31 protein-coding genes and 1 tRNA gene are annotated in these 25,895 nt (G+C 64.3%); 18 read left to right on the top strand and 14 right to left on the bottom strand.

Features of this window, described 5'->3' with window-relative positions; translation table 11 throughout:
• Position 1 precedes the first annotated feature (1 nt).
• The 4 genes from NO360_RS03870 to NO360_RS03855 are packed head-to-tail and all read right to left on the bottom strand — an operon-like array spanning position 2 to position 2,857.
• Positions 2-256, bottom strand: coding sequence for a 50S ribosomal protein L23 (locus NO360_RS03870; protein WP_256306152.1), 255 nt, complete (start codon positions 254-256; stop codon positions 2-4).
• Entirely contained in the window at positions 253-999 is a 747-nt protein-coding gene (gene rpl4p / locus NO360_RS03865; protein WP_256306151.1) for a 50S ribosomal protein L4, read from the bottom strand. Before rpl4p ends, NO360_RS03870 begins: the two co-directional genes overlap by 4 nt.
• A gap of 3 nt (positions 1,000-1,002) precedes the next feature.
• On the bottom strand, positions 1,003-2,019 hold the full coding sequence (locus tag NO360_RS03860; protein ID WP_256306149.1) for a 50S ribosomal protein L3: 1,017 nt from the start codon (positions 2,017-2,019) through the stop codon (positions 1,003-1,005).
• Positions 2,020-2,023: 4 nt separating this feature from the next.
• Positions 2,024-2,857, bottom strand: a complete 834-nt coding sequence (locus tag NO360_RS03855; protein ID WP_256306148.1) for an RNA methyltransferase — start codon at positions 2,855-2,857, stop codon at positions 2,024-2,026.
• Positions 2,858-3,089: 232 nt separating this feature from the next.
• Between NO360_RS03855 and NO360_RS03850 the strand changes: the two genes are divergently transcribed.
• The 6 genes from NO360_RS03850 (at position 3,090) to NO360_RS03825 (ending at position 6,399) form a co-directional block, all read left to right on the top strand.
• A tRNA-Gly gene (locus NO360_RS03850) sits at positions 3,090-3,160 on the top strand.
• A 547-nt stretch (positions 3,161-3,707) separates the two neighbouring features.
• On the top strand, positions 3,708-4,154 hold the full coding sequence (locus tag NO360_RS03845) for a hypothetical protein (protein ID WP_256306147.1): 447 nt from the start codon (positions 3,708-3,710) through the stop codon (positions 4,152-4,154).
• A complete protein-coding gene (locus NO360_RS03840) occupies positions 4,155-4,415 on the top strand; it encodes a site-specific integrase (protein ID WP_256306145.1) in 261 nt (86 codons plus the stop codon).
• A 136-nt stretch (positions 4,416-4,551) separates the two neighbouring features.
• Positions 4,552-4,710, top strand: a complete 159-nt coding sequence (locus tag NO360_RS03835) for a hypothetical protein (RefSeq protein ID WP_256306143.1) — start codon at positions 4,552-4,554, stop codon at positions 4,708-4,710.
• 62 nt (positions 4,711-4,772) lie between these two features.
• A complete protein-coding gene (locus NO360_RS03830) occupies positions 4,773-5,297 on the top strand; it encodes a hypothetical protein (RefSeq protein ID WP_256306141.1) in 525 nt (174 codons plus the stop codon).
• Positions 5,298-5,469: 172 nt separating this feature from the next.
• On the top strand, positions 5,470-6,399 hold the full coding sequence (locus NO360_RS03825) for a hypothetical protein (protein ID WP_256306139.1): 930 nt from the start codon (positions 5,470-5,472) through the stop codon (positions 6,397-6,399).
• 794 nt (positions 6,400-7,193) lie between these two features.
• Here NO360_RS03825 and NO360_RS03820 read toward each other — a convergent pair.
• Positions 7,194-7,928 carry a Yip1 family protein gene (locus tag NO360_RS03820; RefSeq protein ID WP_256306137.1) on the bottom strand — a complete coding sequence of 245 codons (735 nt, stop codon included), beginning with the start codon at positions 7,926-7,928 and terminating at the stop codon, positions 7,194-7,196.
• A 121-nt stretch (positions 7,929-8,049) separates the two neighbouring features.
• Here NO360_RS03820 and NO360_RS03815 point away from each other — a divergent pair, with 121 nt between their 5' ends.
• The 6 genes from NO360_RS03815 (at position 8,050) to NO360_RS03790 (ending at position 11,784) form a co-directional block, all read left to right on the top strand.
• On the top strand, positions 8,050-9,213 hold the full coding sequence (locus NO360_RS03815) for an AI-2E family transporter (RefSeq protein ID WP_256306135.1): 1,164 nt from the start codon (positions 8,050-8,052) through the stop codon (positions 9,211-9,213).
• Positions 9,214-9,343: 130 nt separating this feature from the next.
• Entirely contained in the window at positions 9,344-9,763 is a 420-nt protein-coding gene (locus NO360_RS03810; RefSeq protein ID WP_256306134.1) for a CBS domain-containing protein, read from the top strand.
• 120 nt (positions 9,764-9,883) lie between these two features.
• A complete protein-coding gene (locus NO360_RS03805) occupies positions 9,884-10,198 on the top strand; it encodes an MTH1187 family thiamine-binding protein (RefSeq protein ID WP_256306133.1) in 315 nt (104 codons plus the stop codon).
• Positions 10,199-10,490: 292 nt separating this feature from the next.
• On the top strand, positions 10,491-10,922 hold the full coding sequence (locus NO360_RS03800; RefSeq protein ID WP_256306131.1) for a type IV pilin domain-containing protein: 432 nt from the start codon (positions 10,491-10,493) through the stop codon (positions 10,920-10,922).
• Positions 10,923-10,925: 3 nt separating this feature from the next.
• Positions 10,926-11,348, top strand: a complete 423-nt coding sequence (locus NO360_RS03795; RefSeq protein WP_256306129.1) for a type IV pilin domain-containing protein — start codon at positions 10,926-10,928, stop codon at positions 11,346-11,348.
• A 4-nt stretch (positions 11,349-11,352) separates the two neighbouring features.
• Positions 11,353-11,784, top strand: coding sequence for a type IV pilin domain-containing protein (locus NO360_RS03790; RefSeq protein WP_256306128.1), 432 nt, complete (start codon positions 11,353-11,355; stop codon positions 11,782-11,784).
• Between the two features lie 92 nt (positions 11,785-11,876).
• On the opposite strand, the gene NO360_RS03785 is transcribed toward NO360_RS03790, so the two are convergent.
• Positions 11,877-12,065 carry a DUF8178 family membrane protein gene (locus NO360_RS03785; protein WP_256306127.1) on the bottom strand — a complete coding sequence of 63 codons (189 nt, stop codon included), beginning with the start codon at positions 12,063-12,065 and terminating at the stop codon, positions 11,877-11,879.
• A 116-nt stretch (positions 12,066-12,181) separates the two neighbouring features.
• On the opposite strand from NO360_RS03785, the gene NO360_RS03780 reads away from it, so the two are divergent.
• Positions 12,182-12,952, top strand: coding sequence for a competence/damage-inducible protein A (locus tag NO360_RS03780; RefSeq protein WP_256306126.1), 771 nt, complete (start codon positions 12,182-12,184; stop codon positions 12,950-12,952).
• 72 nt (positions 12,953-13,024) lie between these two features.
• Here the strand turns inward: NO360_RS03780 and NO360_RS03775 are convergent, their stop codons facing one another.
• Positions 13,025-14,200, bottom strand: a complete 1,176-nt coding sequence (locus tag NO360_RS03775; protein ID WP_256306125.1) for a CBS domain-containing protein — start codon at positions 14,198-14,200, stop codon at positions 13,025-13,027.
• A gap of 147 nt (positions 14,201-14,347) precedes the next feature.
• Between NO360_RS03775 and NO360_RS03770 the strand changes: the two genes are divergently transcribed.
• Positions 14,348-16,405, top strand: a complete 2,058-nt coding sequence (locus NO360_RS03770) for a DEAD/DEAH box helicase (protein ID WP_256306124.1) — start codon at positions 14,348-14,350, stop codon at positions 16,403-16,405.
• An 89-nt stretch (positions 16,406-16,494) separates the two neighbouring features.
• Complete coding sequence (locus tag NO360_RS03765; protein WP_256306123.1) at positions 16,495-17,583, top strand: hypothetical protein; 1,089 nt, start codon at positions 16,495-16,497, stop codon at positions 17,581-17,583.
• Positions 17,584-17,637: 54 nt separating this feature from the next.
• On the opposite strand, the gene NO360_RS03760 is transcribed toward NO360_RS03765, so the two are convergent.
• Positions 17,638-18,849, bottom strand: a complete 1,212-nt coding sequence (locus tag NO360_RS03760; RefSeq protein ID WP_256306122.1) for a sensor histidine kinase — start codon at positions 18,847-18,849, stop codon at positions 17,638-17,640.
• A gap of 123 nt (positions 18,850-18,972) precedes the next feature.
• Positions 18,973-20,064 (bottom strand): aminopeptidase, encoded by a 1,092-nt coding sequence (locus NO360_RS03755; RefSeq protein ID WP_256306121.1) that lies wholly within the window; start codon positions 20,062-20,064, stop codon positions 18,973-18,975.
• A 142-nt stretch (positions 20,065-20,206) separates the two neighbouring features.
• On the opposite strand from NO360_RS03755, the gene NO360_RS03750 reads away from it, so the two are divergent.
• The gene (locus NO360_RS03750; protein ID WP_256306120.1) at positions 20,207-20,557 is read left to right on the top strand and encodes a HalOD1 output domain-containing protein; all 351 of its coding nucleotides are present in this window, start codon (positions 20,207-20,209) and stop codon (positions 20,555-20,557) included.
• Positions 20,558-20,564: 7 nt separating this feature from the next.
• Here the strand turns inward: NO360_RS03750 and NO360_RS03745 are convergent, their stop codons facing one another.
• On the bottom strand, positions 20,565-21,263 hold the full coding sequence (locus NO360_RS03745; RefSeq protein ID WP_256306119.1) for a helix-turn-helix domain-containing protein: 699 nt from the start codon (positions 21,261-21,263) through the stop codon (positions 20,565-20,567).
• 87 nt (positions 21,264-21,350) lie between these two features.
• A complete protein-coding gene (locus tag NO360_RS03740; protein WP_256306118.1) occupies positions 21,351-21,923 on the bottom strand; it encodes a DUF1684 domain-containing protein in 573 nt (190 codons plus the stop codon).
• A gap of 194 nt (positions 21,924-22,117) precedes the next feature.
• Between NO360_RS03740 and cmk the strand changes: the two genes are divergently transcribed.
• Positions 22,118-22,732, top strand: a complete 615-nt coding sequence (cmk, locus tag NO360_RS03735) for a (d)CMP kinase (protein WP_256306117.1) — start codon at positions 22,118-22,120, stop codon at positions 22,730-22,732.
• Positions 22,733-22,824: 92 nt separating this feature from the next.
• Here cmk and NO360_RS03730 read toward each other — a convergent pair whose 3' ends face one another.
• Together NO360_RS03730 and NO360_RS03725 are read right to left on the bottom strand one after the other, a co-directional pair.
• Positions 22,825-23,754, bottom strand: coding sequence for a DMT family transporter (locus tag NO360_RS03730; RefSeq protein WP_256306115.1), 930 nt, complete (start codon positions 23,752-23,754; stop codon positions 22,825-22,827).
• Between the two features lie 218 nt (positions 23,755-23,972).
• A complete protein-coding gene (locus tag NO360_RS03725) occupies positions 23,973-24,494 on the bottom strand; it encodes a CBS domain-containing protein (protein ID WP_256306113.1) in 522 nt (173 codons plus the stop codon).
• Positions 24,495-24,608: 114 nt separating this feature from the next.
• Here NO360_RS03725 and NO360_RS03720 point away from each other — a divergent pair, with 114 nt between their 5' ends.
• Positions 24,609-25,301 carry a ribonuclease H family protein gene (locus tag NO360_RS03720; RefSeq protein ID WP_256306112.1) on the top strand — a complete coding sequence of 231 codons (693 nt, stop codon included), beginning with the start codon at positions 24,609-24,611 and terminating at the stop codon, positions 25,299-25,301.
• A 157-nt stretch (positions 25,302-25,458) separates the two neighbouring features.
• On the opposite strand, the gene NO360_RS03715 is transcribed toward NO360_RS03720, so the two are convergent.
• A complete protein-coding gene (locus NO360_RS03715) occupies positions 25,459-25,803 on the bottom strand; it encodes a carboxymuconolactone decarboxylase family protein (protein ID WP_256306111.1) in 345 nt (114 codons plus the stop codon).
• Positions 25,804-25,895 lie beyond the last annotated feature (92 nt).

The raw sequence follows: 25,895 nt of genomic DNA, 5'->3' as shown, positions 1-25,895 counted from the left end.
TTCAGAACACCCCGATCCGCGAAGCGACTTCCTGCGCGTCGTCGTCCTCGTGGAGTCGGACGGTCGCCTTCTTCTCCGCTCTCGGTGTCACCTGCGTGTTCACGTTCACGACCGACACCTCGTAGCGAGATTCGATCTCGTCTTGGATCTCCGCCTTCGTGGCGTCGAGGTCGACGATGAACTGGAGCTTGTTACTGTAGTCCATCTCGTCCATCGCCTTCTCGGTGACGAGCGGGTGCTCGATGAGCGAACTCATCGGTCGGCCACCTCCGCGACCGCGCTCTCGGTGAACAGCGTGAGCCGACCGGCCTGCGTGCCGGGGGCGAGGTCCTCTGCGCCCACGTTGGCCGCAGTGACCACGTCGGCACCGGGAAGGTTCCGCGCCGCCTTCGAGGGCTCCTCGCTCGTGACGAAGAGGATCGACTTCGGCCGCGTGTACTTCCGTCCGCGGGTCTTCCCGCGGCCGGCCTTCACCTTCTTGTTCTCGTCGGAGTGCTCGACGTCGGCGTGGACGCCGAGCGATTCGAGCAGGTCGACGACCTCGCGGGTCTTCACGAGGTCCTCGAAGTCGTCGGAGACGACGAGCGGCAGTTCGACGTCGTCGTCGAACCGATGACCGCGCTCGCGGGCGAGTTCCGCGTCGGTGGTGGCGGCGATCGCCGAGCGCACGGCGAGTTTCCGCTCCTTGTCGTTGATCTCCTTGCCCTGGTCTTTCTCCGCCTTCGGCGGGTGCGCCTTCCGGCCCTTGATCGCGTGCGGAACGCGTCGGGCGCGCCCGTTCTCGCGTGGGACGTGCGCCATCCCGCGGCCGCTGCCGAACGATTCGGCCGGAGTTCGCAGCCCCGCGTAGGGGTCGGCACCGTACGCCTGTTTTCGATTGGCCTGCGCGGCGACCACGGCGCGCTCGATGAGGTCCGGACGGTAGACCGTCTCGAAGACCTCCGGGAGGTCGAGCGTGCCGGCGTCGTCGCCGTTCAGGTCGCGAATTGTTGCCTTCATTGGTTATCCCTGGTTCGATTCCGTCGACACGTAGCGCACCTCGGGGTCGAGACGCGGCTGGTCGCCGGGGCGGACGGCGGGACGGAACCGCAGGAGGCGCTTGTCCGGCCCCGGGAGGGAGCCCTTGACGAGCGCGTACGGTCCGTCGACCTCGCCGTAGCCGACGAAGCCGCCGTCGACGGTCGGTTCACTTCCCTCACCGATGTCGATGAGGCGCTTGTTCAGTTCGGTTCGCTGGTGGTAGCCCGTCTGCCCCTGCTGGGGGACGGTCGAGCGCACGCGGGAGGGGTTCCACGGACCGAGGTTGCCGATCCGGCGCCGCCATCCCTGGCGGGCGTGTTTGCCCTTCCGCTTCTGGACGCCCCACCGCTTGACGGGACCTTGGGTCCCTTTCCCCTTCGTGACGCCCGCGACGTCGAGGTACTCGCCGGCGCGGAAGACGTCGGAGATCTCGTGCTCGCCGCCGTCGCCGACGAGGTCGAGCGCGAAGTCGACGCGCTCCTCGACGGAGCCGCCGCCGACGCGAGTCTCCATCACGTCGGGCTTCTTCTTGGGGACGTTCTGCATCTCGCTCGGAACGGTGTGGGTGATGAGGCGGACGTCGTCGATTTCGCCGGCCTCGAGGGCCGAGCGAAGGTCGTCGGCGTCGTTCTCGAACGTGTCCTCGTTCGGGAGGTCGAGGGTGCGGTCGAGGTGCTCCTCGAACTCGCTGCCCCACACCTCGGTGAGCGGCTTTGCTCCGTACGGCGTGTCTTCGTAGGCTCGAAGGGCGACGGCGCGCATCGGCGGCGTCTCGACGACGGTCACCGGCACGGCCTCCTCCATCCCTTCGCGGGGGGAGTTGGCCTCGTCGTTGACCATCATCACCTGGGTCATTCCGGCCTTGTAGCCGGCGAAACCCTGGATTCCCGGGGACCCGTCGTCGTCGGGCCACGACCGGATGCGTGGGACCTCCTTGGCCGCACGCTTACGCGGGCTGAAGCCCATCGAACCTTTTCGTGGTCTGCTTGGTTGTGGCATATGATCACTCCGTGAGTGTCAGGGGCGAGAGGGAGGCGAACATCGCTTCCTCGGTTCGCACCACCTCGCTGCCCTGTCGCGGAATCGTATTCAGCCAGAGATCGAACCCCGGACCGTCCACGGGTTCGACCGCATCCTCGACGTCGACGCCGAGGATTGCCGGAAGCCCACGACCGGGCGACCCGAACGCGACTGTCGCGCCCTCGCGCTCGATACGCGAGGCGAGCTGCGGCAGCCACGAGGTGGTCAGCGCTTCGCCGTGGCGGGACGTCGCGATCGCGACGCCCGCGTCGGCGCGGCCGAGTGCTTCCTCGAGGTCCGTGCGGGACACGTCGAAGCCCGGAACGGGCTCGTCGACGATCCGCGCACGGACCGGTTCTCGCGAAGAGATCCTGATGGCGACGCGCGTCCCCTCCTCGACCTCCATCGACGGAGGCACGAGCAGCGAGACCGGGTGTTGCAGTTCGCAATTGACCCGAACGCGGCCGTCAGGTCCGACCTCGGTCACGATTCCCTGTGTTAACGACCCCGAACCGTCTGATTCGGAGCCGGTCATAGACGGGACGCGGAGGGGCGGGAGGACGCCGACGTACTCGAGTTCGTCGCGTCGACCCCACAGATCCTTTCGGAGGTGTGGGGGCGTGGCGGCGTACCGCAGCACCGTTTCGACGAACTCGCCCCCCCAGCGTCGCTCGCCTTCCCGGTCGGGGAAGACGGCGAGCCGATCCGCCCGGAACACCGTCGCCGCGCGGGCGACGTAGCCGAGTTTGCGAGTTGCCTCGCGTTTGTCTTCGGCCTCCCGGACGAGAGAGGACGGCACGAGTACGGTCAGCGTCATACCGGTCCCTTCAGCGTCACGTCTAGACTGTATCTCCGATACCGGAGCGGCCCGTAAAAGAGTAGCGAAAGCTAGCGGGGGCTGTGAGCCGTTCACACGGCCGTCAACGGCGGTTTCGTGGTCCGTCGACCCGTGGTAGATTTCCCCACGCCATCCGGCGGTTTTGCTCCCGGTTTCGCAAGTCTTATTTACGAATCCCGTCTTCTCAGGAATGCAGACGCAGACCACACACGCGCTGGTAGTGTAGTGGTATCACGTGACCTTGCCATGGTCACAACCTGGGTTCAAATCCCAGCCAGCGCATAATCGCTGCTACGCGGCGTTTACGCCTTTTTCCGTTGTCTTCAAACCTGAAAGAAGACAACGATGATTCCCTCGATTCGACTACAATGTTTCGGCCGTATAGGGGCTGAAAAATACACGCAGGAGGCCCGGGAATGAACTTTGAGCGGGGAGCGCGTAGTGCTTCCTTCGATTTCCCACTCGTCGCACAGGAAACCATCGAAGAGCTTGACGAACAGCACGCACGCGCACGGAGTGACTACGAGACGTGGAAGCGCGATCTCTTCGAATGGCTCTCCGTGGAAGGCAAAGACCCCGACCGACTACGCGGGGTACTCCGAAGACACCCTCCGGAACACCATCTACAAGATTGACCAGATTATGCGGTGGCTGTGGAACCAGCGCGGGTACACTACGGAACTCTCGCCGGAGGATGCCGACCAACTGATGCGGGAACTCGGTCGCTACACCGAGTACACCGACTCGAACCTCAACAACTCCGTGAAGACAATCAAGCGACTGTTCTCCTACTACAACCACGAGAAGGGCACGAACATCGAGTGGGAGTGTGGTCTCACGCTCACCGAACCGCGACTACTTCAAGAAAGGGGAGTTCCGGTTCCTATACGGAGCCGCGCTCGCTCACGGCACGGTCAAACACTACAACGCTTGTGAACCCGACGAACGAGACGAACTGAAAGCCCACCTCGCACAGCGTCTTGAGAAAGCTAAGGAACAGGTTGGGCCGGAAGATTTCCAGAAGGCGAACTCGATGAAGATGCCCTCCATCGTCTCAGTCTCGCTCGACTGTGGACCCCGTCCCGTCGAGGTCGGGCGAGCAAAGGTCGATTGGGTGAATTTCGAGGACAATACCCTCGATATTCCTCGTGAGGAATCCAGCAAGAACGAGGACAACTGGAAGTGTGTCCTCTCGAATAAGAGCGTGCGTGCGCTACGGACGTGGCTTGACGAGCGTTCGAGCTACGAAGTGTACAACGGACGCGATGAACTCTAGTTGAACGGGAAGGGCAACCCCTACGGTTCGACCTCGCTGAATTATCTGCTGAATCAACTCATCGAGCGTGGGAGCATCAAACCGGCCGGCCGCGACCTATCTTGGTACTCGATTCGCCACGGGTGCGCGACTGTATGGGTCGATGAGGAGAACGTCCACGATGCCCGCGAACAGTTCCGGCACAAGAAGGTCGAAACAACGCTCGGGTACGCGCCCTCGCGGGCGGAGAGTCGCCACAACAAGGTGAACTCGAAATGGTAGCGAAACGGGTGACGAGTCTCGCGTAAAACGTATTGTTACACTCCACCATCCCCCCACATCGAGGGGTCTGGAACCAACGCCGTGAACCTGGGCTGACCGCTACACGTAAGACCAGCTACGGTAGACGATCGGTTGGATGGCAGGAGACATTCACGCCGAACTTGACACGCTTGCGCTCCGAATCGAACGCAGTATCGTCGAGAACGAGCGGATGCTTGACGAGCTCCGGCAGGCCGAACCCTTCGGGGTGGGTTCAACCACTACGGAAGTTGACACCGAAGAACTGTTCGGCTAAACTGCTATCCGGTGGGTGAACCCACCATAATATTTTGTTGACCCGTTGATATTCTGTCACCGATGATTCAGACACAGATTGGCGAACTCATCGTCGGTGCGCACTTCCGACTCATCGAGGACTGCGAGTTCGTTTCCTACAACCAGCGATCAAAGGAGGCTGGCCGACAGATGGAGATAGACCGTATTCCCTCGCGCTTGGCGAAGGCTGAAATGTCTCTCGCGAAAACGCTCGTCAATTTCTACACAGACTTTCATGGGTGGCGTATCTTCGCCGAGGAGTATCTCGACGTCACGCTCGACGAGTTCTTAGCCATTATCCGCCCGCCCGAAGCGGCCGATTCCCCCCTCGACCCTTTCGCCCGGCCGGGTGGTGTTCCAGCGGTCGACGAGGAGCTCTGTGAAAATACTCTGTCGTACTATCGCGATCACCTCGAGGCGTATCAGTCTCTCCGCGAGGAGTACGCCGACCGCGCCGGGATAGACCGCCCCGACGCCCCGCCTCTTGATCTCGACGAGCGCGCCGAGGCGGTCGCTCAGGCGATAGGCGAGGCGGGTGTCGGACAGTATGAGGTGATTCAGCTATGAAACGACTAACCGACCTCTAGCGGGACGTCAAGAACGTACAGGACACCGTCCTCGCCGATTTTCGGCCCGACAAGCGGGTGTTACCGTTTCTGGGCGGGTTTGGAAATATGTTGGTTTTGATACATTCGTTTTTCCCTCTTGTCATCATCTACTCATATGAGAGCGTTAAGGGGTGAAGGAAGTGATCAAGAAAATAAAAAAAGGGCTTCGAAACCCGACTGAGGCTTATCAATTCGTAAGGAATAGAGCCAGAACCGTTAGAACCCACGACGCGGCCAAAATATACCACGACATTGTAACCGGACCTGAACGGTCTATCTGGGACGACAAATGGGACCTTCTGATCATATTAGATGCGTGTCGCCCAGACGTCCTCACTGAGTGTGCTTCCGACTTTGATTTCTTGCCGTCAGACATTCCAATACGTCGCTCTAACGCTGCGCAATCGCTCGAATTTATGAATACGAATTTTGTCGACAAGTACTCTGATCAAATGAGCCAGACGGTATATGTTACTGGAAACGTGTATACATCTTACGACGAAGTAAATACCGAAGCATTCGCTCAGCTACACGAGGTTTGGCAGACGGGGTGGTCAGACGAGTTGGGAACCATCCCACCTGAACCTCTTACTGACCGTGCAATAACTGTCGGACGTCGTGATGCCCCTAAAAAACTAATTGTCCACTATATGCAGCCTCACTATCCGAGCATACCTGTTGACCTCAATACTGGTATCGACATAGATCAATTCGGTGAAGGCGGGAGTACAGATGTATTCAAGCGTCTTAAAAATGGAGAGCTAACGCACGAGGAAGCGTGGTACGCTTATCGGGAGAACTGCCGCGTTGTGCTGGATAGCGTTAGGACACTAATATCAAACTATGACGCCGACAAAGCCGTGATTACGGCTGACCATGGTAACGGATTTGGGGAGAGTGGGGTCTACCGTCACCCCGCCGGCTGTCAAACCGCTGCCGTTCGGATGGTTCCTTGGGTTGAGATAACTGGTGTGGATCATAGGAATTATTATCCAGCGGAGACAGTTAATCACACTAACCGTAACGTTGAGGACCGGTTGGAAAGTTTGGGATATAAATAGCCGTCAAAAATTCACAGCTTGATTTGATTGACGAGGAGGTTCTGCCGTACTTCGGTAGAATGGTAACCCATCTTATTGAGTCCCACCGAAGAAATTATATCAGATGAGTGAAAAAAATCCGAATCTACACTTTTAGAAATTAAAACACCCTCTGAAAATGGCGATTGAGTTCGACGACGCGATTTGTTTTCACCTCGGGACGAGGTGGCTGTATATTTGGTCGGTGGTCTGATCGGTTCGTATGTCGTAACCGGAGTTGTACGTCCTCGAGGCGGTCGCCGTCGACCTGGATAATCCTTTCAGTGTTTTACCGCATCGAGTCGTTTGTCCAACTGGGAGTTAACCCCCGCTCGATACGTTAAACCACTTGGAGTCGGACTGCGATGTGAAACTCTTGGTGTGGCCCAGCCAGTGCATTTCTCTGAATTCCACACGGAGAGCGACCGCCCTGCGTGTCGCTCGCCACGTCGGATTCAGTGTGGCGGCACGCGGGGATTTGACCCCGACGAGTCGCAGCCCGCGCAGCGAGCGAAGTGAGCGAGCAGGACCGTCTCGGTTCGGTTCACAATCCCCGCCAGCGCACTTCCACCGTTTTCCGCCTCGGGTTCGCTTCGCGAACCACTCGGCGCAAAAACCTGGAGGGAAAAAGAGCCGCGAGGCTCGCTACCGTCGCCGGCGCGGAGCGCCGGCTTCCAGCGGGACCTCCGGTCCCGCCCGGCTCGCCTCGCGGTACTACTTCTGGAATTGTTGTCCAGTCAGCAAACGTTGCTCTGTTTTGTCTCCGCGCCGAACGCTCACAGCGCCCCTACCACGAAGAAGATCACGAGCGGAACGCCGACGGCGACGGCGGCGGCACCGCGGGAGATGTCCGCGTCCTCGCTGAGTCCGGCGGAGAGTATCGACCACTGCCAGCCGAGCGTGAGAAGCGAAACGACCAGCAGGATCGGTTCGACGGCCGCGAGCGCCGTCTCCAGAACCGCGGCCCCCTGTTCGGGACCGGTGATCGTGAGATCCCGGAGGGCGTACCAGAGCCCTGCGAGGCCGGCGACGACCCGTAGGAACTCCGGGAGCGCCGCCCATCCCGCGAGCGCCGCCGTGCCGGCGAAGGAGGGGTCGCCGGCCGCGAGCTGTCCGCCGGCGAACAGGACGAGGGTCCCGAGGAACCACAGGACGAACGGGCTGACAACCCCGATCCAGAGGTAGTCGTTGACGGCCTCGCGGAGCAGTTGCCCGGCGTCCCGTTCGACCGTCACCGGTTCGTCGCAACCCTCGCCGAACGGCGAGTCCGGGTCGTCTTCGTACTGCTCGCAGAAGGTCTCGGGCGGCCGGTCCGGGTTGTCCATCGTGACCGTGGCGTCGACCGCGCCGGCGAGCATCGAACCGACGAGGAGCAACGCGGCGGTGAGGGCGACCGCGAAGAAGACGACCAACCCCGCGGCGACGGGAAGCGTGTCCGACGGCGGACGCTCCTCGAAGAACCGCGTCGGCGACACGGCGAGCTGTCGGAGGGGGCGAACGAGGGAGACCATCTTGGCTACGCGTTGGGTCGGATGACTGGTAAATGTCTTTCCGCCTCCGAATCTGACTCAGTTACTCGTCGCGCTCTACAGAGCTACGTTTTAGTACCGAACCGTGGAAACGTCAACGCGTATGAACGGAAACCGCTTCGCCGTCGCCCTCTTCGGTCTCCTCGTCGCAGTCGTCATCGGCTTCCTCGCGTACCAGTTCATCGCCCCGCTGACCATCTCGGTGTTCCTGTACTATTCGACCCGGCGGTACCACCAGGCGCTCAGGCGGTTCCACCTTCCCGCGAACGTCCGGGCGGCCATCGTGATGACGTCGCTCGCGGTTCCGTTGCTCCTCCTCGTGAGTTACGCCACAGTCCTCCTCATCATCGAGGCGCGGCAGTTCATCGAAGACTACGCCCTGATCGACGTCGCGAACGAGAACCTCGAGTGGTTCGGCGGGGTCAACGGGCTCCCCGAACTCACCGTTCAGGGGCTCTACGAGGCGTACCAGTCGGGCGATCTGGCACCGTTCATCGATTTCGCCACCCAACACGCGGAGTTCCTCACGACGCTCGTCTCGGGGTTCTTCCTGAATATGTTCATCGTCGTCATCGTCACGTACTACCTGCTGGTCGACGGCGACAGGATCAGAGCGTGGCTGCACGGATTCGGCGAGGACGCCATCGTTCGGGAGTACCTCGACGCCGTCGACGAGGAACTGGAGGCGGTCCTGTTCGGCAACCTCCTGAACGTGCTCGCCGTCTCGCTGATCGCTATCGGCTCGTTCAGCGTCTACAACACGTTCGTCCCCGCCGCCGCCGAAGTCCCGTATCCAGCCCTCGCAGGGGCGCTCACCGGTATCGCGAGCCTGATCCCCGTCGTCGGGATGAAGATCGTCTACGTCCCGGTGACGCTGATCACCGCGATCCCGATCGTGCTCGGCGGCGACCCCGCGAACCTGGCGTACGTCGGGGCGTTCTTCGTCGTCGCCGTCGTCGTCGTCGACACGATCCCCGATCTGGTGTTGCGACCGCTGCTGTCCGGCAAGCGGACGCACGTCGGCCTGTTGATGCTCGCTTACACCCTCGGCCCGGTAGTTCTCGGCTTCTACGGGCTGTTTTTCGCGCCCATCGTCCTCGTGATCGGACTGACGTTCGCGGACACGGCGCTCCCTCCGCTCCTCGACCCGGAGAAACGACCGAACGCATCACAGCGGGCGAACAGCGGGCGAGAGCCCGAAGCGGCCGCCGCAGGAGAGGAGGGCGGAACGCCGGGTGCCGGTGACGACGTCGGAGATCCACTGTGAACGAGCGAGACTTCACTCGACTACCCCAGTACCCACCCCGAGGTATAGTTTCTTTTCTAATTCTCAACATATAGGAAGAACGGGCGGGAAATTAGCTCGCCGAGCCCGGTGGTACATACGGTGGGAGCCAATGCCAATCGAAGACCTCGCCCGCAGCGACGTCGTAACGGCCGACACTGACACACCGGTCGCCGCGCTCGCGACCACGATGGAGGATCAGGAGGTCGGGAGCATCGTGATCACCGACGGCGACACGCCGGTGGGGATCGTCACCGATCGAGATCTGACGGTGCGCGTTCTGGGGGCCGGGATCGACCCCGCAGGACAGACGGCCGCAGACGTGATGACAGAAGACCTCTGTCTGATCGATCGCGGCGCCGGGTTCTACGAGGCGGCCGACCTGATGAGCGAACACGGGATCCGACGGTTGCCCGTCCAGGACGGGGATTCGCTCGTCGGTATCATCACCGCCGACGACCTTACCGAACTGCTCGCCGACGAGCAACAGAAGCTCGCGGAGGTCATCCGGGGCCAGCGACCGGCCTACTGATTCGGAGCCGCGGAACGGTTCGCCGCGTCCTGCCCGGAGTCACGGACCGGTCCGTCGCGTTCCCGCCGAATCACCGATCTCCGAGCAAACGTTTTGCGCCCGGACGTCGAACCGGCGGGTATGACCGTCGTCGCACTGCTGAGCGTCGCGCCCGTGATCGAGGGGAGTATGTCCGCGGAGGTCGCCAAAGCCGTCGACGTCTTGGAGGCCTTCGACGTCGAGTACGAGACAAATCCGATGGGGACCGTGATCGAGGCCGACGACGTCGGGACACTCTTCGCGGCCGCCGAAGCGGCCCACCGGGCCGTCGACGCCGACCGAGTGAGCACCGTGCTGAAGATCGACGACAAGCGGGCGAGCGACGCCCGGGCCGGAGAGAAGGTCGAAGCCGTCGAGAGGCACCTCGGACGACCCGCCCGCAGCGACGGCGAGTGAGCGCACGCGATTGACTCCGCTGGGGTTTCTCGGGCGCGTGTCGACGGCTATTTGCACACCTGCCCATTCTGGCGACGTAGCGATCCGTAGCGGACCGACCGCGATCCCGTAATCGTCCGCGAGAGGCGATCTAACGTTATAGAATTTGATAATTAGGACAGTAGGTTTATTAGAGGGAACTGGTAATCGCGAAGTAGGCGTCTCACGACGAACTCGCGAATCCGGGCGATACGCGAACTGGGGGGGAGGGGAAACGAACCGCCCTGTCGTGGGATGGCATCCAAGATCAAATATGAAACTAAAACAACTGTTCACGGACGATTCGGCTGTTTCACCGGTCATCGGTGTCATCCTGATGGTCGCGATTACGGTCATCCTCGCGGCCGTCATCGGTACCTTCGTGCTGAACCTCGGTCAGGGGATCAACCAGAGCGCACCGCAGGCCAGTTTCGGCTTTGACTACGATGACGCGGAGAGCAACGTCACGATCACACACCAAACCGGTGACTCGATTGAGGCCAACCAATTAAATACAACCGGCGTTGGGTGGAATGACGGCAATTCTGAGGTGTGGTCAAGTTACGACACGGTCAGCGCCGGGGATGCGATAACTAAAAATGCTGATAGTGGGTTCTCTGGACAAACGATCCGCGTTGTCTGGACCTCCCAGAACGGCGAAACGTCCGCAACCTTGAGTCAATCGACCGCTCCGGGGGGAACATAGCGTATGAGACTCAAAGAATTCTTCACTGACGATGACGCCGTTTCACCGGTTATCGGCGTCATTCTGATGGTCGCGATTACGGTCATCCTCGCGGCCGTCATCGGTACCTTCGTGCTGAACCTCGGTCAGGGGATCAACCAGAGCTCACCGCAGGCCAGTTTTGGTTTCGACTACAACGATACCACTGAGGTCATAGTGACGCACCAGACCGGTGACTCGATCGACAGTAACCGGCTCAACGTCACAGGGTTCTCGGATGGAAACCCAGAGCCGTGGGGTGGGGACGTGACCGTTTCTGCTGGCGATAGTGAGACGTTCAACAACGACGGTAATTGGGAAAGCGAGACCCTCCGCGTCGTCTGGACTTCCCAGAACGGCGAAACCTCAGCGACGCTGAGTCAGTCAACCGCACCCGATAATTCGTAAAGTGATGAAATTTAAACAACTGTTCACGGACGATTCGGCCGTTTCACCGGTCATCGGTGTCATCCTAATGGTCGCGATTACGGTCATCCTCGCAGCCGTCATCGGCACGTTCGTGCTGAACCTCGGTCAGGGAATCAATCAGAGCGCACCGCAAGCGAGTTTCGGCTTCGACTACAATACGACTCCGAGCAGCAACGGAAACGTCACCATTACCCACGAAACTGGTGATTCACTAAACAGTGATCAAGTCAACGTGAGTGGATTCTCAGTAGATAGTCCACAAACGTGGCCTAATGATGAGACAATTTCCGCAGGCTCCAGTGGAACCTTCGAAAATGGTGAAGATTGGGGTGGAGAAACTATCCGCGTTGTCTGGACTTCCCAGAACGGCGAGACTTCCGCGACCCTGAGTCAGTCTACCGCACCGACCGAGTAATCCCGCGAACGCACCTCAGCTCGGCATTTTTTACGATTCCACTACTGACGAGTCGAAATCGTTCGCAACCGCGCAGAAAACGATGTCCCGCTTCAGACCGCCGGTGCGCCTTCGGACGTCCCGACGAGCCACGTGCCGTACGTGAGCAGTCCCGAACCCAGGACGAGCGCGTAGGTGAAAAGCTCCGTTGCGGTCGGCAGGGCGGCCGGCAGGAGTAGCAGCGACCCGACGATCATGAGCGCGATCCCCGCGAGCACGCGAGTGCTATCGATCAGTCCCATAGTCGAGTCTACGCCCCGCGGAATATGGACTTTCCGTTTCTCGCCGTGGGCCGGAGCGCGGCCCGCCCCGACGCTCCGGGACGGCGCTTAAGCCGTCGGGGCGCGAGTGTTCGGATATGAACGCGGCGATCGTCACCGTGGGCAACGAACTCCTCGCGGGCGACATCGAGAACACGAACGCGACGTGGCTCTCCGAGCGACTCACCGCTCGCGGCGTCGACGTCGTCCGGATCATCGTGATCCCCGACGACGAGCGCGTCGTCGCGGAGACCGTCCGCGACTGGAGCGAGCGCTTCGACGCCGTCGTCGTGACCGGCGGCCTCGGCGGCACGCCCGACGACGTGACGATGCCCGCCGTCGCGGCCGGGCTGGACAGGGAACTGGTGGTCGACCCCGTCGCCGAGGCCGACGTCCAGGACACGCTGGACCGCATCTTCGAGGAGAATCCCGACCTCGACTTCGAGTTGCGGGCGGAGTGGTACGCCTCGATGCCCGCGGGCGCGACGCCGATCCCGAACCCCGAGGGCCTCGCGCCGGGGTGCGTCGTCGAGAACGTGTACGTCCTCCCGGGCATCCCCGACGAGATGGAGGCGGTCTTCGGCAACGTCGCGGGCGACTTCGACGGGACGGTCGCCACGCGGACGCTGTACTCGCCCGAACCCGAGGGCGCACTCGCCGAACACCTCGGCGAGGTCGCGGACCGCTTCGGGGTCCGCGTCGGGAGCTATCCGAACCGCGCGGCCGAGGAGACGCGAATCAAACTCACCGGCGACGACGAGGACGTTCTCGGCGAGGCGGTCGCGTGGCTCAGGGAGACGGCCGACGTGTCGCTCGACGCGTCGCGCGGCGAGTCCACCGAGTCGGAACCGCCCCGGTCGGACGGGTAGAGCGTCCGGTATCGGTTCCGATTCCCGCTGCGGCCGCGGACTTCGTGTACCCGACTCGCGCGTCGAGGCGGTTCAGCGCGCGTTCGGAAGGCTGGACCGGTCGCTCGGCGTGATCGAGGAGAGCGCGCCGCGGGACTGGATGATGTTGAAGGCCGTGACGAGGTCCGAGCGGGAGATGAGCCCGACGACCTCGCCGGCGTCGTCGACGACCGGGAGGCGACCGACGTTGTTCTTTTGCATCGTCTCGATGGCCGCCATCGCGTCCGCGTCGGGCGAAATCGTCGTGAGATCGTTCGACATCACGTCGCCGACGCGGTAGGCGTCGCGTTCGACTTCCTTGATCGACCGGGCGTCGTCGAGCGTCACCATCCCGACGAGCCGGCCGTTCTGCATCACCGGATAGCCCGTGTGACGTTCCGTGAACATCCGTTCGAGCAGTTCGGCGACGCTCGTGTTCTCGCTCACGACGTCTAAGTCCTCCCGCGGCGTCATCACGTCTCGGACCGTCACGTCCTGGAACGCCGCCTTCATCACCGTCTGCTGGGCCTCCGAGGAGGCGCCGATGTAGATGAAGAAGGCGAGTGCGATGAGAAAGAGGTTGGTGAACAGCCCGAAGATGGCGAGCAGGAACGCGAACACCTTGCCGACCTCCGCGGCGATCTGGGTCGCTCGCGCGTGCGGTCGCGTCCGCGCGAGAAGTGCACGAAGGACCCGACCGCCGTCCATCGGGAACCCGGGGAGCATGTTGAACACCGCGAGGACGACGTTCGTCAGCGCGAGGTAGCCGACGACGAACTTCACGGGATCGAGCGCCGCTGGGAGAACCAAGAAGACGAGATACGAGAGCACCCCGAGCGCGACGCTGACGATCGGCCCCGCGACGGCGATCCAAAGCTCCTGCTTCCAGTCTTCGGGCATCTCGGTGAAGCTCGCGACGCCGCCGAAGAGCCACAGCGTGATCGAGTCGATCTCGTAGCCGTACCGCATCGCCACCAGCGAGTGGCCGAACTCGTGGAGCAGGACGCAGACGAACAGCCCGATCGCCGCCGCCGCCCCCAGGATCCACTGCATCGAGCCCGTCGTGAGCGGACCGGCGTCGATCGCCGACCCGAAGAGGTCGTTGACGACGACGGCGAGTTGGCCGACGTCGGCGCCGATGAGCCACGCGAACAGCGGCAGAACGATGAGGAACGTGAGATCGAGCTTGATCGGGATCCCGAAGGCGCTGCCGATGCGGATTCCTCGCATACCGTGCCGTAGTCGGGCACGGGACTTAAGTCCAGCCGCGGCACCGCCCGCGGAACCCCGTTCCGTCGTCGCTGGCGCGACGCCGACCGACCGAGGGCGGCGGTCGGAGACGAACCGCTGAAATACCTCCTCGACGTATCCCCCAGCGTGTCAAAACAGGTCGGCCGCGTCGACACGCTCTTCCTCCACGAGTCCGGCGACGACTTCCTCGTGGTCGTCGAGCGGGACGGCGAGCGCGTCTTCCGCGCGGTGCTCGAACTGAAGGAGACGGACGCCGGCCCTCGCCCCGCGAAGTTCCGCGTCAAACGCGGCTCCTCCGAGGAGCCACGTGACCCGAGTCAGTTCGTCGAACTCGCCCGCCGCGCCTCGCGGATCCGCATCTCCCAGCAGACATCCAAGCACCGCCGGAACGAGCTACAGGCGATGCTCGACGGCTACCAGCTGGAGGCGCTCGTCGTCCGGACGTGTCGCTACTGCGCTTCGGACGGCCGCTACTCGCCGATCACCGAGGACACGGCGATCAAGACCGACAGAGAGTACATCTGTCCGGACTGCGCCAAGCGGGAGTTAGAGCGCGAACTCGACTTCTCCGCGTCGGGGCGGCTCACCGGCGCGGCCCAGGACCGACTCGAAGACCTGCTGCTCGAAACGCAGGACCTCGATCGGATCTCGAACCTCCTCTCGGGCGGTCTCGACCCCGACCTCACGAAGTTCGACACTGTCAGCGCGACCACCGACGAGGTCGATCCCGTCGAGACGTCGACGCTGGACCTCCACCCCGAACTCCAGCGCCGCGTCGAGGACCGGTTCGATTCCCTGCTTCCGGTCCAGTCGCTCGCGGTCGACAACGGACTCTTCGAGGAGCGCGACCAACTCGTCGTGAGCGCGACCGCGACCGGAAAGACGCTCGTCGGCGAACTCGCCGGGATCGACCGGGCGCTGAAGGGGGAGGGCAAACTGCTCTTCTTAGTCCCGCTGGTCGCGCTGGCGAATCAGAAGCACGAGGACTTCGAGGAGCGCTACGGCGACGTCCTCGACGTGACGATCCGCGTCGGCGCGTCGAGAATCAACGACGACGGCAACCGCTTCGATCCGAACGCCGACGTCGTCGTCGGCACCTACGAGGGGATCGACCACGCGCTGCGGACCGGAAAGGACCTCGGCGACGTCGGCACCGTCGTCATCGACGAGATCCACACCCTGAAAGAGGAGGAGCGCGGCCACCGCCTCGACGGCCTCATCAGCCGGCTGAAGTACTACAACGAGGAGCGGGCGAGGCGGCGAGAGGGGTACGACGGCGCGCAGTACGTCTACCTCTCGGCGACCGTCGGCAACCCCGAGTCGCTGGCCGAGCGGCTCCGCGCGACGCTCATCGAGTTCGAGGAGCGCCCGGTGCCGATCGAGCGGCACGTGACGTTCGCCGACGGGCGGGAGAAGCCCGACATCGTCAACAAACTGGTCAGACGCGAGTTCGACTCGAAGTCCTCGAAGGGCTATCGCGGACAGACTATCGTCTTCACCAACTCGCGGCGGCGCTGTCACGAAATCTCCAGGAAGCTGGAGTACGACGCCGCACCGTACCACGCCGGCCTCGACTACGGCCAGCGGAAGCGCGTCGAGCGGCAGTTCGGCGACCAGGACCTCGCCGCGGTCGTCACGACCGCCGCCCTGGCCGCCGGCGTCGACTTCCCCGCCTCGCAGGTGATCTTCGACTCGCTGGCGATGGGCATCGAGTGGCTCTCCGTCCAGGAGTTCGAGCAGATGCTGGGCCGCGCCGGCCGCCCCGACTACCACGACCAGGGGAAAGTCTACCTGCTCGTCGAACCCGACTGCGTCTACCACAACTCGATGGAGATGACCGAGGACGAGGTGGCGTTCAAACTCCTGAAAGGCGAGATGGAGGACGTGCTGACCCACTACGACGAGACCGCCGCCGCCGAGGAGACGCTCGCGAACGTCGTCGTCGCGGGCAAGCGCGCGAAACGGCTGAACGACCGGATGGTCGGTGACGTCCCAACCAAGCACGCTCTCGGCAAACTCCTCCAGTGGGAGTTCATCGACGGCTTCGAGCCGACGCCGTTGGGGCGAGCGGTCTGCCGGCACTTCCTCTCGCCATCGGACGCCTTCCGCATCCTCGATCTGATCCGCACCGGAACGGACCCGTACGACCTGGTGGCGGAGATGGAACTGCGAGAGGAGTTCTGAGCGCTGTCCCCACCACCGCACGACGGCACCCGTCGATCGTGCACCACTCGACGGGACGCTTTTGCCTGTGACGCGCGAAACAGCACCCGATGAGTGCTCTCTTCGACGCCGTCGCCGACCTCCCGCTCGCTGTCGAATCGAGCGAGCGGACGCGACGCGAGCGCGACACCTCGAGCGGCTTCGTCCGGACGACGACCACGTTCCACCTCTCGGGGCCGGCGTCTCCGGACGCCGAAGCGAGCGGCTCGGCTCACACCGGCCGCGGCGAGGACGTCAGCTACGACACCGAGGACCACGACGCGCTCGCGGAGGCACCGGCCTTCGACTTCGCGGGCGAGTACACGTTCGCCGAGTTCTCGGCCCACCTCGACGACGTCGACCTGTTCCCGACGCGGGACCCCGAACGCGAGACGGCGCGGCACTACCGCCGCTGGGCCGTCGAGTCGGCGGCGCTGGACCTGGCGCTCCGGCAGAACGACCTGTCGCTCTCTACCGCCGTCGGTCGCGACCCCGACCCGGTCCGCTTCGTCGCGTCGATGCGACTCGGCGACCCGCCGACGACCGACCGGCTCGACGCGGTCTTGGACGCCTATCCGGACACCGAGTTCAAACTCGATCCGACGCCCGAGTGGGACGACGAGGTCGTGGACGCGGCCGCAGCGACGGATGCCGTTCGGATCCTCGATCTGAAGGGCCTGTACGAGGGCACCGAGGTCGACGCCGACCCGGACCCGGACCTCTACGAACGCATCCTGGCGGCGTTCCCCGACGCCGTCATCGAGGATCCGGGACTGACGCCCGAGACGCGCCCGCTCTTCGACGGCGAGGAGGGCCGGATCTCGTGGGACTACCCGATCACTGGCGTCGAATCCGTCGAGAATCTGCCGTTCGAGCCGGAGTGGCTGAACATCAAGCCCTCGCGGTTCGGGACGGTCGAATCGCTCTTCGAGACGATCGAATGGGCGGAGAAGCGCGACGTGGCGCTCTACGGCGGCGGCCAGTTCGAACTCGGCGTCGGCCGCGACCACATTCAGTTGCTCGCGTCCCTGTTCTACCCCGACGGACCGAACGACGTCGCTCCCGGCGGATACAACGATCCGGAGGTAGCTCCCGGGTTGCCGACGAGCCCGCTCGACGCGCCGTCGAATACGGTCGGGCTCTCGTACGACGGCGACTGAAGACGGAGCGTCACGGTGGAGAGACACTTCGCTCTCCGCTCGCGACGACGGTCCCTATGTGGCGGCGAACTCGACGTCCGTGATCTCGAACCGCGCCCCGCCGGCAACTCCGTCACGGGCTCGAATCGACCACCCGTGGGCGTCGACGATGCTCCGAACGATCGGCAGTCCCAACCCGGTTCCACCGTCGGTCGTGTACCCCCGGTCGAACACCGACTCGCGCCGTTCTTCCGGAATGCCCGCGCCGTCGTCCTCGATGTAGAACCCGTTCTCCACTGCCCCCGCGCGCACCGTCACGTCGTCGCCGCCGTGCTCGACCGCGTTCCGGAACAGGTTCTCGAACGCCTCCCGGAGTCTGTCCGGGTCGGCGTACACGGTCGCGTCGGATTCGAGTCGGATCTCGGCCGCCGGCGCCTCGACCGTCGCCCACGCGCTCTCGACGACTGTCCCGAGTCGTATCCGACGGGTGTCGCCGATGTCTCGGCCCTGCTGGGCGAGAGTCAACACCTGTTCGATGAGGTCCTCCATTCGCTCAGCGGCGCGCGTCGCACGGTCGATGTGCTCGGATCCGCCGCTCGCGTCGGCGAGTTCGAGTGATCCGGTCACGACGTTGAGCGGGTTCCGGAGGTCGTGAGAGATCACGCTCGCGAAGGTTTCGAGACGCTCGTTCTGTTGCTTGAGCAGCTTCTCGCGTCGAACGCGAGACAGCGAGTGGGCGATCATATCGGCGACGCTTCGGAGGATATCCACCTCCGACTCGTCCCACTGGCGCGTCGACTCGGCCAGATCGAACCCGACGAACCCCTGGAGTGACCAGTCTTCGACCATCGGCAGGAACACGGCGGATTTGACCTCTTCGGCGCGCAACGCCTCCCGGAGAGTCGACGTCGTCGGGAGGTCCCTCACGCTCGGGACGACCGCGTTCTCGAACTGCCTGAGGCGGCCGCCCAGCCACTCGAATCCGTCGAGCGCGAGGTGCTGGACCTCCCAGGGGTCGACTTCCTCGTCCGTCCACCCGGCCGTGCGCTCGAATCTCTCGTTCCGCGACTGGAAGACGTACCCTCGATCGGCGTCCACGTGCGACCCCACGCTTTCGAGCCCCCAGCGGAGTTTCGTCTCGAACTCGTCGGGTTCGGCGCTCATCAGACTCGTCGAGGTGTCGAGAGCGATGTCGTACAGGGTGCCGTACTGCGACGCGTCCGTCTGCCGGACCGCGCCGGCGAATCCCGACCGGTCGTCGCCTACCCCCTCGGGAAGCCCGTCCATACGAGCGATGAGCGACTACGTACCTATGACTTCTCGCCCCGAGTATCAACATTGAGTCTCGGAGGCGGACGAATTCAACCCCCGACGGCGTGGTTTCCGGGTACGCGGCTGGGTCCGCCTGGCTTATGCCTGGTCGAACCCGTCCTCGAAGACGAACGTCCCGTTGCGCTGCACCACTTCGCCGTCGACCTCGATGACCGAGTCCTCGCTCATATCGACGATCATATCGACGTGCTCGGCGCTCTCGTTTCGCTCGTTCTCCTCGCCGACCGTGTCGGGATAGGCCGAGCCAACGGCCATGTGGACGGTGTCGCCCATCTTCTCGTCGAACAGCATGTTGTACGTGAACCGGTCGATCTCGCGGTTCATCCCGATGCCGAGTTCGCCGAGGTAGCGCGCGCCCTCGTCGGTCTCGAAGATACCGTCGAGCACGTCCTCGTTGCGGCCGGCGCTGTAGGACGCGACTCGCCCGTCCTCGAAGCGGACGCGCACGTCCTCGATCTCCCTGCCCTGCCGGTACAGCGGCATATCGAAGTAGACCTCGCCGTCGACTTCCTCTCGCACGGGCGCGGTGAACACTTCGCCGCCCGGCAGGTTCTTCTCGCCGAAGTCGTTCAGCGTCTTGTTGCCCGCGAGGCTCATCGTGACGTCGGTCTCCTCGCCCGATCGGATCCGGATCTCGTCGGCGTCGTCGAGGATCTCGACCATCTGTTCCTGGTGTTCGCGCTGGGCCTCCCAGTCGAGGCCGACGGCGTCCCAGACGAAGCCCTCGTAGCCCTCCGTGCTCATCCCCGCGAGCTGGGCGTTGCCGGAGGTGGGATACTGCGTGAGACACCACGTCTTCGAGAGGCGCTCCTGCAGCACAGGCTTCATCGCGCGGCGGTAAGCGGCGTTCCGCTCGGGATCGACGTCCGAGGTCTCGGTGGCGTTGACGTCGCCGCGGACGGCGATGTAGACGTCCATCTCCTCGTACATCGCGAGCAGGTGTTCGGGCGTCTCGAAGTCGCCGTCGTGGTTCCGGAGGAACGCCCGCGTCGCCCGAGAACCGCTGTCGAGCGAGACCGGGTGCGCCCCGCGCTCGGCGCACTCCTCGTGGAGTGCGACCACCAGGTCTTCCGCCGCCGCCGGCGCGCTGATCACGACGCGGTCCCCGGATTCGATTCCCGTGGAGTGGTCGGCGATGGTCCGTGCGTGTTCGCGTATTCGCGGGTCCATACCGGACGGTCGTCCGTGCGGACCAAACGCCTTTCGCCCGTCCCGTCTCCGCGGGACGGACCGCTCCGCGCCCACCGTCCCTTGATGTGTAGGGACGTCTCCTAAACCGTTTCCGTGCTAAGGTTTGCTTATCGTTTCTAATATGATAAATCATTCCGACCCGCGGCCGCCCGACGACGCGGACGCCGACGCCGGAGTCGACAGCGAAGGGGCCGACGCTGACTCCGTCGTTTACAGGCGTTCGGATGGGGAATCGCCCGCCCACAGCGTCGTCCAAGCGGTCGCCGAAGCGACCCAGCGGGACCCGACGGAGCTCCGTCCCCTGTACGAGGTGATCGACACCGACGCCCTCGACGATCTGATCGACGGCGGCTCCGAACGGGTCCAGGCCCCCGACGAACTCCGTATCGACTTTCAGTTCGAGGGCTGCCAGGTGGCCGTCTACGCCGACGGTCGGACGGTTGCGTCGCGGCCGACGTCTGCCCCTCGGTGAGGGCCGCTCACTCCGTGTCCTCGAGCAGCGCCGCGAGGAGTTTGCGCTCGGCGGCGTGGATCTGTTCGGAGAACGTCGCGGACGCGATCCCGAGCTCCTCGGCGACCTCCTCGCCGGTCGCCTCCCGCGGCCACTCGTAATACCCCGCCTCGAAAGCGGTCTCGACGACCTCCCGCTGCTTGTCGGTCAACTGCGTCGACAGCAGTTGCCGGTACGTTCCTCCGCTGAACATCGGATCGATTCCCGCCTTCTCGCGCTTCCCCGTCAAGTCGGCGTCCGGATACGCGTCGAGGAAGTCGTCGACGATCGATCCGGTGTCGTACTGCGCCGGGACCTCCGCAACGATCCGACCCTCGCCGTCCGTCGCTCTGGCCGTCCGCGGGAGCCCGCCGAGCGTCCCGAGATACTGCGCTGGACAGCCGTCGGAGACGAGAAACTCGAAGAGAGCGATGTCGTCGTAGGCGCTGAGCAGCGAGGCTTCGACGGTCTCGTACTCATCGACGAGCGCGAGGACGCGCTGGGGGTCCGCCCCGTTCACGTTGAAAAACTCCGCGTACCGGTCGCCCTCGCGGGGGAGCATCCCGACGAGTTCGACCGCGCAGTTCTCGGCGTCCGAAAGGGCGACGAACGGGTACTTCGAGCCCCGGAGAGCGAACTCGATTTCGGAGACCGGGGCGTCTCGGTCGGCGGGAGGGTTGTTAGCCATCGACGATCTACCGGGAGTACTTCGAGCGACGTTATGTATTTTCGGTAGCAGGACGCGCTTCCGACGGATTTCACATCGGGTCCGGACTTACGGCTGCCACTCTTTCTCGCCGGCGCGGACGGCCGTCTCCAGCCAGTTCTCTTCGGGCGGCAGCGGACACTCGAACGTCTCGCTGAACGCGCAAAAGGGCGTGTACGCGAGGTTGAAATCGAGGAGGACCGTCTCGCCGTCTTCGAGTTCGCCCGCCGGATGGAGTTCGAGGTAGCGGCCGCCGCGGTAGGTCTCCTGCCCGGTGGTCTTGTCGCGGAACGGGACGAAGACCGGCTCCTCGTCGTCGTCCGGACGCTGCTTGTAGCCGTGCACCCGATGGGTCTCGTCGGCGAGGTCGAATTCGAAGGTGACGACGCGCACGTACCGAACCTCGTTGCCGGCGGTCGTCTCCATCGGCACCGGCTCCGGGTCGGCGTGCGTTTCGACGGTGGCGTCGACGCGGTACTCGGGCGCGGGCGCGAAGTACTCCAGGCCGTCGAACTCCTCGCGGTGCTCCGGCGGAACCGGCGACTGCGGGTGTGAGCCGAAAAAGTCGTCCTTCTCCTCGCGGTTCGTCCTGAGTTCCGAAACGTAGTCCTCGTCTGTCGACCCGGACTCGGCGTCGGTCATACCGGGTCCACGCGCGCCGCGCCGTAACGTTTGACGGTTCTTCGCCGCCTCGAACGCGTACGCCGGCCGCTGCCCACGCCCACCTGAAGCGGTCCGCGATCACCCGATGCGATAGTCCGTGAACTGCTCTCATCCGGCGAAGCGACGCTCAGTCCAGCGGCTTTTTGTATTTCGGTGGTAAGTCCTCAACGTCTATGACAGACGACGACGTCCCGACGGCGCGGTCGGTCGACAGCAACCTCTTCATCACCGTCTCGGGACCGCCAGGCTGCGGCGCGACGACGCTCTGTGATGGGCTCTCGGCCGCCCTCGACTGCGGGTACGTCTCCGGCGGGGACATCTTCCGCGACCTCGCCGAGGAGCGGGAGATGTCGCTCTCCCAACTCATCGCGAAGACCGACGAGACCGACGAGATCGACCGCGCGCTCGACCGCCGCCTCCGGACGATCGCGGAGAAGTGGGGCGCGGCGAACAAGCCGTTCGTCCTCGAATCGCGGCTCGCCGGCTGGCTCGCCGGCAACCGCGCCGACCTCCGGATCTGGCTCGACGCCCCGGACGAGGTCCGCGTCGACCGCACGCGTGACCGCGACGAGATGGAAGCGGAGATGCGCGTCCGCGAGGTCAGCGAAGCCGGGCGGTACAAGTCGTACTACGACATCGACGTCTCCGATCAGTCCTTCTACGACCTCTCGATCAACACCGCGCGCTGGAGTCCGGAGGCGACCCTGGAGATGGTCCTCACGGCGATCGAGGAGTACGACCCGGAGGTCGACGAGGGCGCCTTCCCGACCGAAGACGTCGAATTATAATCGCCGCTTCGCCGCCCCGACCGCCGTTCGTCGCAGCGACCGCCGCTCCCGAGCGGCCGCTGGGTCGCTTCACCGGCCGTTTCTCGTCGCCGCTACGGGCGCGACACCAACTTCCTGATCCGCGGCACCTCCGCGCGGATTGCGCGTCGCTTCAGGAGCAGGAAGCCGACGAAAATCACCATAAAACCGACCACCGTGTGGACGGTCGGCACCTCGTCGAGGACGGCCCACCCCGCCAGCGCGGCGGAGACCGGCGCGACGTAGGAGACGAGGTTGATCTCGATGGCCCCGAGTCGTTCTAAGAGGTCGAAGTAGATGAGGAAGCCGAGGGCGCTCGCGACGACCGAGAGGTACGCGAGCGCCGCCAGCGACTCGACGGTCCAGACGACGTCCGCGAGCGACTCGCCCAGCCCGAAACTCACGACGTGCATAATCAGCGCGCCGCCGACCATCGACCACGCTTCCATCGTCTCGATCGGGAGTTCGGCGTCGACCCGCCGGGTCAACACCGACCCGAGCGCGAACGCCGCGGCGGCCCCGAAGATCAGAAGCTTCGCGACCGCCCCACCGGTCAGGAGGTTGTCCGGATCGGGGTTCGAGAGGATCACCACGCCGACCAGCCCGAGTAGCAAGCCCGCGATTCCGACGGCCGTGAGGCGCTCCGTGGGGAGGAACAGCCGCGCGAAGCCGGTCGTCAGCACCGGACTGAGGCTCACGATGACCGCCGCGGCTGCCGAGGTGACGGCCGGGTCGGTCTCGCCGATGAAGAGGAGCGTGTGGTAGCCGGCGATGAGGAGCGTCGCCCCGATGGCGACTAGCGTCCACTGCCCGCGCGTCCGCGGGATCGGGTCGTCTGTGGCGTAGAACGCGTACGCGAGCATCAGCACGCCGGCGACGTCGTAGCGGAACGCCGCGAAGAGCACCGGCGGAATGTACGCCAGGCCGGCCTTGATCGCCATAAAGGCCGAGCCCCACGCGGCGGCGAGGAGGAGGAACAGGAGCAGGTTTCGATACCGGGTCACAGCGAACCTGTGGCCCCGTGTGTCCTCAACGTTTCGTTCGCCGACACGGTTGTCCGTCCGCGGCGCGCACGCCACGACCTTTTTTGAGGCCGACTGTTGCCTCTTCGGAGGCCGACTCCCCCGCTCTCTTCCAGGACGACACCTCACCCGCGAACGGCACGACCACCGAGCGGCCGGACGAATCGGTCCTGTGTGATGGTCATCCGAGTCCGAATCCGCTAGCTCGCTCCGCCCTCCCGACGCTCGTCCCGGATCGCGCGGATGACGTCCTGTCGGGCGACGATGCCGACGAGTCCACCGTCCTCGACGACCGGCAGCCGGTTGATGTCGCGCTCCTCGTCGGCGAGGAGGTCGAGAATCTCGTCCAGCGACGCCTCGGGTGCGACGGTCACGACGTCCTCGGTCATCACCTCCCGGATCGGCCGGTTCGTGTTCCGCAGGAGGTCGATCCCGAGGTCCAGGTCGTCCCAGGAGATGTCGACCGCGTACGTGAGCGTCTCCAGGAACGGCGGGAAGCCGACGGGGATCCACAGCGTCCGATCCTTCGTCTGGAACAGACCGACGAGGTCGTGCTGGGTGACGATGCCGACGACCGCGTCGTCCTCGTCGACCACGGGGAAGCCGTTGAAGTCCGCGCGGGCGAGCCGGCCGAGCACCTCGCTCACGTCGTCGTCGGGCGAGACGGTCTCGACGTCAGTCGTCATCAACTCCCGCGCCGTCAGCGACTGGATTCGGGCCATACGCGTCGGTTCGTCGCCCGGCGGTCTAATTATTCCGCCCGAATGGGGGACGCGGCGGTATTTCGGGGGTGTCGGCTGAGTTATCTTTAAGAACGCGCGCGAACTAGCGGGGGTATGGCCGCTCACGGCCGTCCGACGCTCCGTGACCTGTTCGACGACTCGCCGACGCCGCACATCGCGCACCCGCCGCGCACCCACCACCGACACTTCTACGTCGCGACCGACGGGTCGTATCGCCGCGACGGCGGCGGACTGGGCGCGGTGATCGAAACGCGGGACGGCACCCGCGTCGCGCGCATCTCCGTGCCCGACGCCGCCCCGAACAACAACGTCGCGGAGTATCGCGCGCTGCACCTCGGTCTCGACGTCCTCGCGGCCAGAACGCCGGCGAACGCGCGCGTCGGCGTCCTCGTCGACCACGACCACCTCGCGGCCGCGGTGAACGGCGAGGTGCTCGCCGCGTCGGGCGGCGACACCGAGTGGCGACCGAACGGCCGCCAGCGGGTCCCCTCGGGCAGCGAATCGCACTGGCGCGGCATCCGCGCCCGCATCGCCGGCTTCGAGGAACTCCGCGCGGCCCGCATCGACGGCCGCGAGAACCCCGCGCACCCGCTCGCGAACGCCCCGGGCGACTACGCGCACGTGAACCGTCGCGCCGACCACTGCGTCCTGCCCGATCCGATCGACGCCGGAACGGGGCGGGCGAACGGGGCAGCGACGGACTCGGAGGCGCCGGGAACGGGCGCCGAGGAGCGCGACCCGCAGTATCCGCCGCCGTCGCGGTTCGAGGGACGGGCCAGCGACTGAGTGCTCGCGGGCGGCCGGCGACGCGGGAGTCGCGAAAACGCGGACGCGACACCGGTACGGCGGTACGCCGGTCGGACCCCGGAAACCGTGCGGGACACCGAGCCTTACTACGCGTCCCGAAAATTCGTTGTCGATATGCTGTCGATCGGCTTCGAGGCTATTCGGCCCGTTCCGCTTCGAGCGCTTCGAGCGTTCGGTAGGCCTCGACGGCATAGGTCATCGCCGGGCCACCGCCCATCACGACGGCGATTTTCAACGCGTCGACGATCTCCTCGTGCGTCGCACCGGCGTCCAGCGCCGCGTCGGTGTGCCAGAGGATGCAGTGATCGCACCTGACTACCACCGAAATCGCCAGCGACATCAGTTCTTTCGTCTTGTTGTCGATGGTCTCAGTCGCCTCTGCGGACTCCACGAACCCGACGAACGATTCGAGTTCCGGTGCTTCCTCGATCAGGTCGCCCAACGCTCCCTTGAGGTCGGCGAGGTCTTCCGTGCGTGACATCACCGAGGAGTTCGCACATATCGTGTATATATTCTAACTGAAATTCCCACGGCGTGACAACGGACTGGGGTCACTCCTCCCTCTCACCGTGC

Origin of the sequence: Halobellus litoreus, assembly GCF_024464595.1 — an archaeon.
Lineage (GTDB): Archaea > Halobacteriota > Halobacteria > Halobacteriales > Haloferacaceae > Haloquadratum > Haloquadratum litoreum.
This window is presented reverse-complemented; position numbering and strand designations above follow the sequence as displayed.

Coding starts and splice junctions, on each gene's coding strand:
- NO360_RS03720 (WP_256306112.1), top strand. CDS start 24,609: ATGGCCGCTCACGGCCGTCCGACGCTCCGTGACCTGTTCGACGACTCG.
- cmk (WP_256306117.1), top strand. CDS start 22,118: ATGACAGACGACGACGTCCCGACGGCGCGGTCGGTCGACAGCAACCTC.
- NO360_RS03790 (WP_256306128.1), top strand. CDS start 11,353: ATGAAATTTAAACAACTGTTCACGGACGATTCGGCCGTTTCACCGGTC.
- NO360_RS03815 (WP_256306135.1), top strand. CDS start 8,050: ATGAACGGAAACCGCTTCGCCGTCGCCCTCTTCGGTCTCCTCGTCGCA.
- NO360_RS03715 (WP_256306111.1), bottom strand. CDS start 25,803: ATGTCACGCACGGAAGACCTCGCCGACCTCAAGGGAGCGTTGGGCGAC.
- NO360_RS03800 (WP_256306131.1), top strand. CDS start 10,491: ATGAAACTAAAACAACTGTTCACGGACGATTCGGCTGTTTCACCGGTC.
- NO360_RS03805 (WP_256306133.1), top strand. CDS start 9,884: ATGACCGTCGTCGCACTGCTGAGCGTCGCGCCCGTGATCGAGGGGAGT.
- NO360_RS03725 (WP_256306113.1), bottom strand. CDS start 24,494: ATGGCCCGAATCCAGTCGCTGACGGCGCGGGAGTTGATGACGACTGAC.
- NO360_RS03775 (WP_256306125.1), bottom strand. CDS start 14,200: ATGCGAGGAATCCGCATCGGCAGCGCCTTCGGGATCCCGATCAAGCTC.
- NO360_RS03810 (WP_256306134.1), top strand. CDS start 9,344: ATGCCAATCGAAGACCTCGCCCGCAGCGACGTCGTAACGGCCGACACT.
- NO360_RS03795 (WP_256306129.1), top strand. CDS start 10,926: ATGAGACTCAAAGAATTCTTCACTGACGATGACGCCGTTTCACCGGTT.
- NO360_RS03750 (WP_256306120.1), top strand. CDS start 20,207: ATGATAAATCATTCCGACCCGCGGCCGCCCGACGACGCGGACGCCGAC.
- NO360_RS03870 (WP_256306152.1), bottom strand. CDS start 256: ATGAGTTCGCTCATCGAGCACCCGCTCGTCACCGAGAAGGCGATGGAC.
- NO360_RS03760 (WP_256306122.1), bottom strand. CDS start 18,849: ATGGACGGGCTTCCCGAGGGGGTAGGCGACGACCGGTCGGGATTCGCC.
- NO360_RS03820 (WP_256306137.1), bottom strand. CDS start 7,928: ATGGTCTCCCTCGTTCGCCCCCTCCGACAGCTCGCCGTGTCGCCGACG.
- NO360_RS03755 (WP_256306121.1), bottom strand. CDS start 20,064: ATGGACCCGCGAATACGCGAACACGCACGGACCATCGCCGACCACTCC.
- rpl4p (WP_256306151.1), bottom strand. CDS start 999: ATGAAGGCAACAATTCGCGACCTGAACGGCGACGACGCCGGCACGCTC.
- NO360_RS03745 (WP_256306119.1), bottom strand. CDS start 21,263: ATGGCTAACAACCCTCCCGCCGACCGAGACGCCCCGGTCTCCGAAATC.
- NO360_RS03855 (WP_256306148.1), bottom strand. CDS start 2,857: ATGACGCTGACCGTACTCGTGCCGTCCTCTCTCGTCCGGGAGGCCGAA.
- NO360_RS03740 (WP_256306118.1), bottom strand. CDS start 21,923: ATGACCGACGCCGAGTCCGGGTCGACAGACGAGGACTACGTTTCGGAA.
- NO360_RS03785 (WP_256306127.1), bottom strand. CDS start 12,065: ATGGGACTGATCGATAGCACTCGCGTGCTCGCGGGGATCGCGCTCATG.
- NO360_RS03765 (WP_256306123.1), top strand. CDS start 16,495: ATGAGTGCTCTCTTCGACGCCGTCGCCGACCTCCCGCTCGCTGTCGAA.
- NO360_RS03835 (WP_256306143.1), top strand. CDS start 4,552: ATGGCAGGAGACATTCACGCCGAACTTGACACGCTTGCGCTCCGAATC.
- NO360_RS03830 (WP_256306141.1), top strand. CDS start 4,773: ATGATTCAGACACAGATTGGCGAACTCATCGTCGGTGCGCACTTCCGA.
- NO360_RS03860 (WP_256306149.1), bottom strand. CDS start 2,019: ATGCCACAACCAAGCAGACCACGAAAAGGTTCGATGGGCTTCAGCCCG.
- NO360_RS03780 (WP_256306126.1), top strand. CDS start 12,182: ATGAACGCGGCGATCGTCACCGTGGGCAACGAACTCCTCGCGGGCGAC.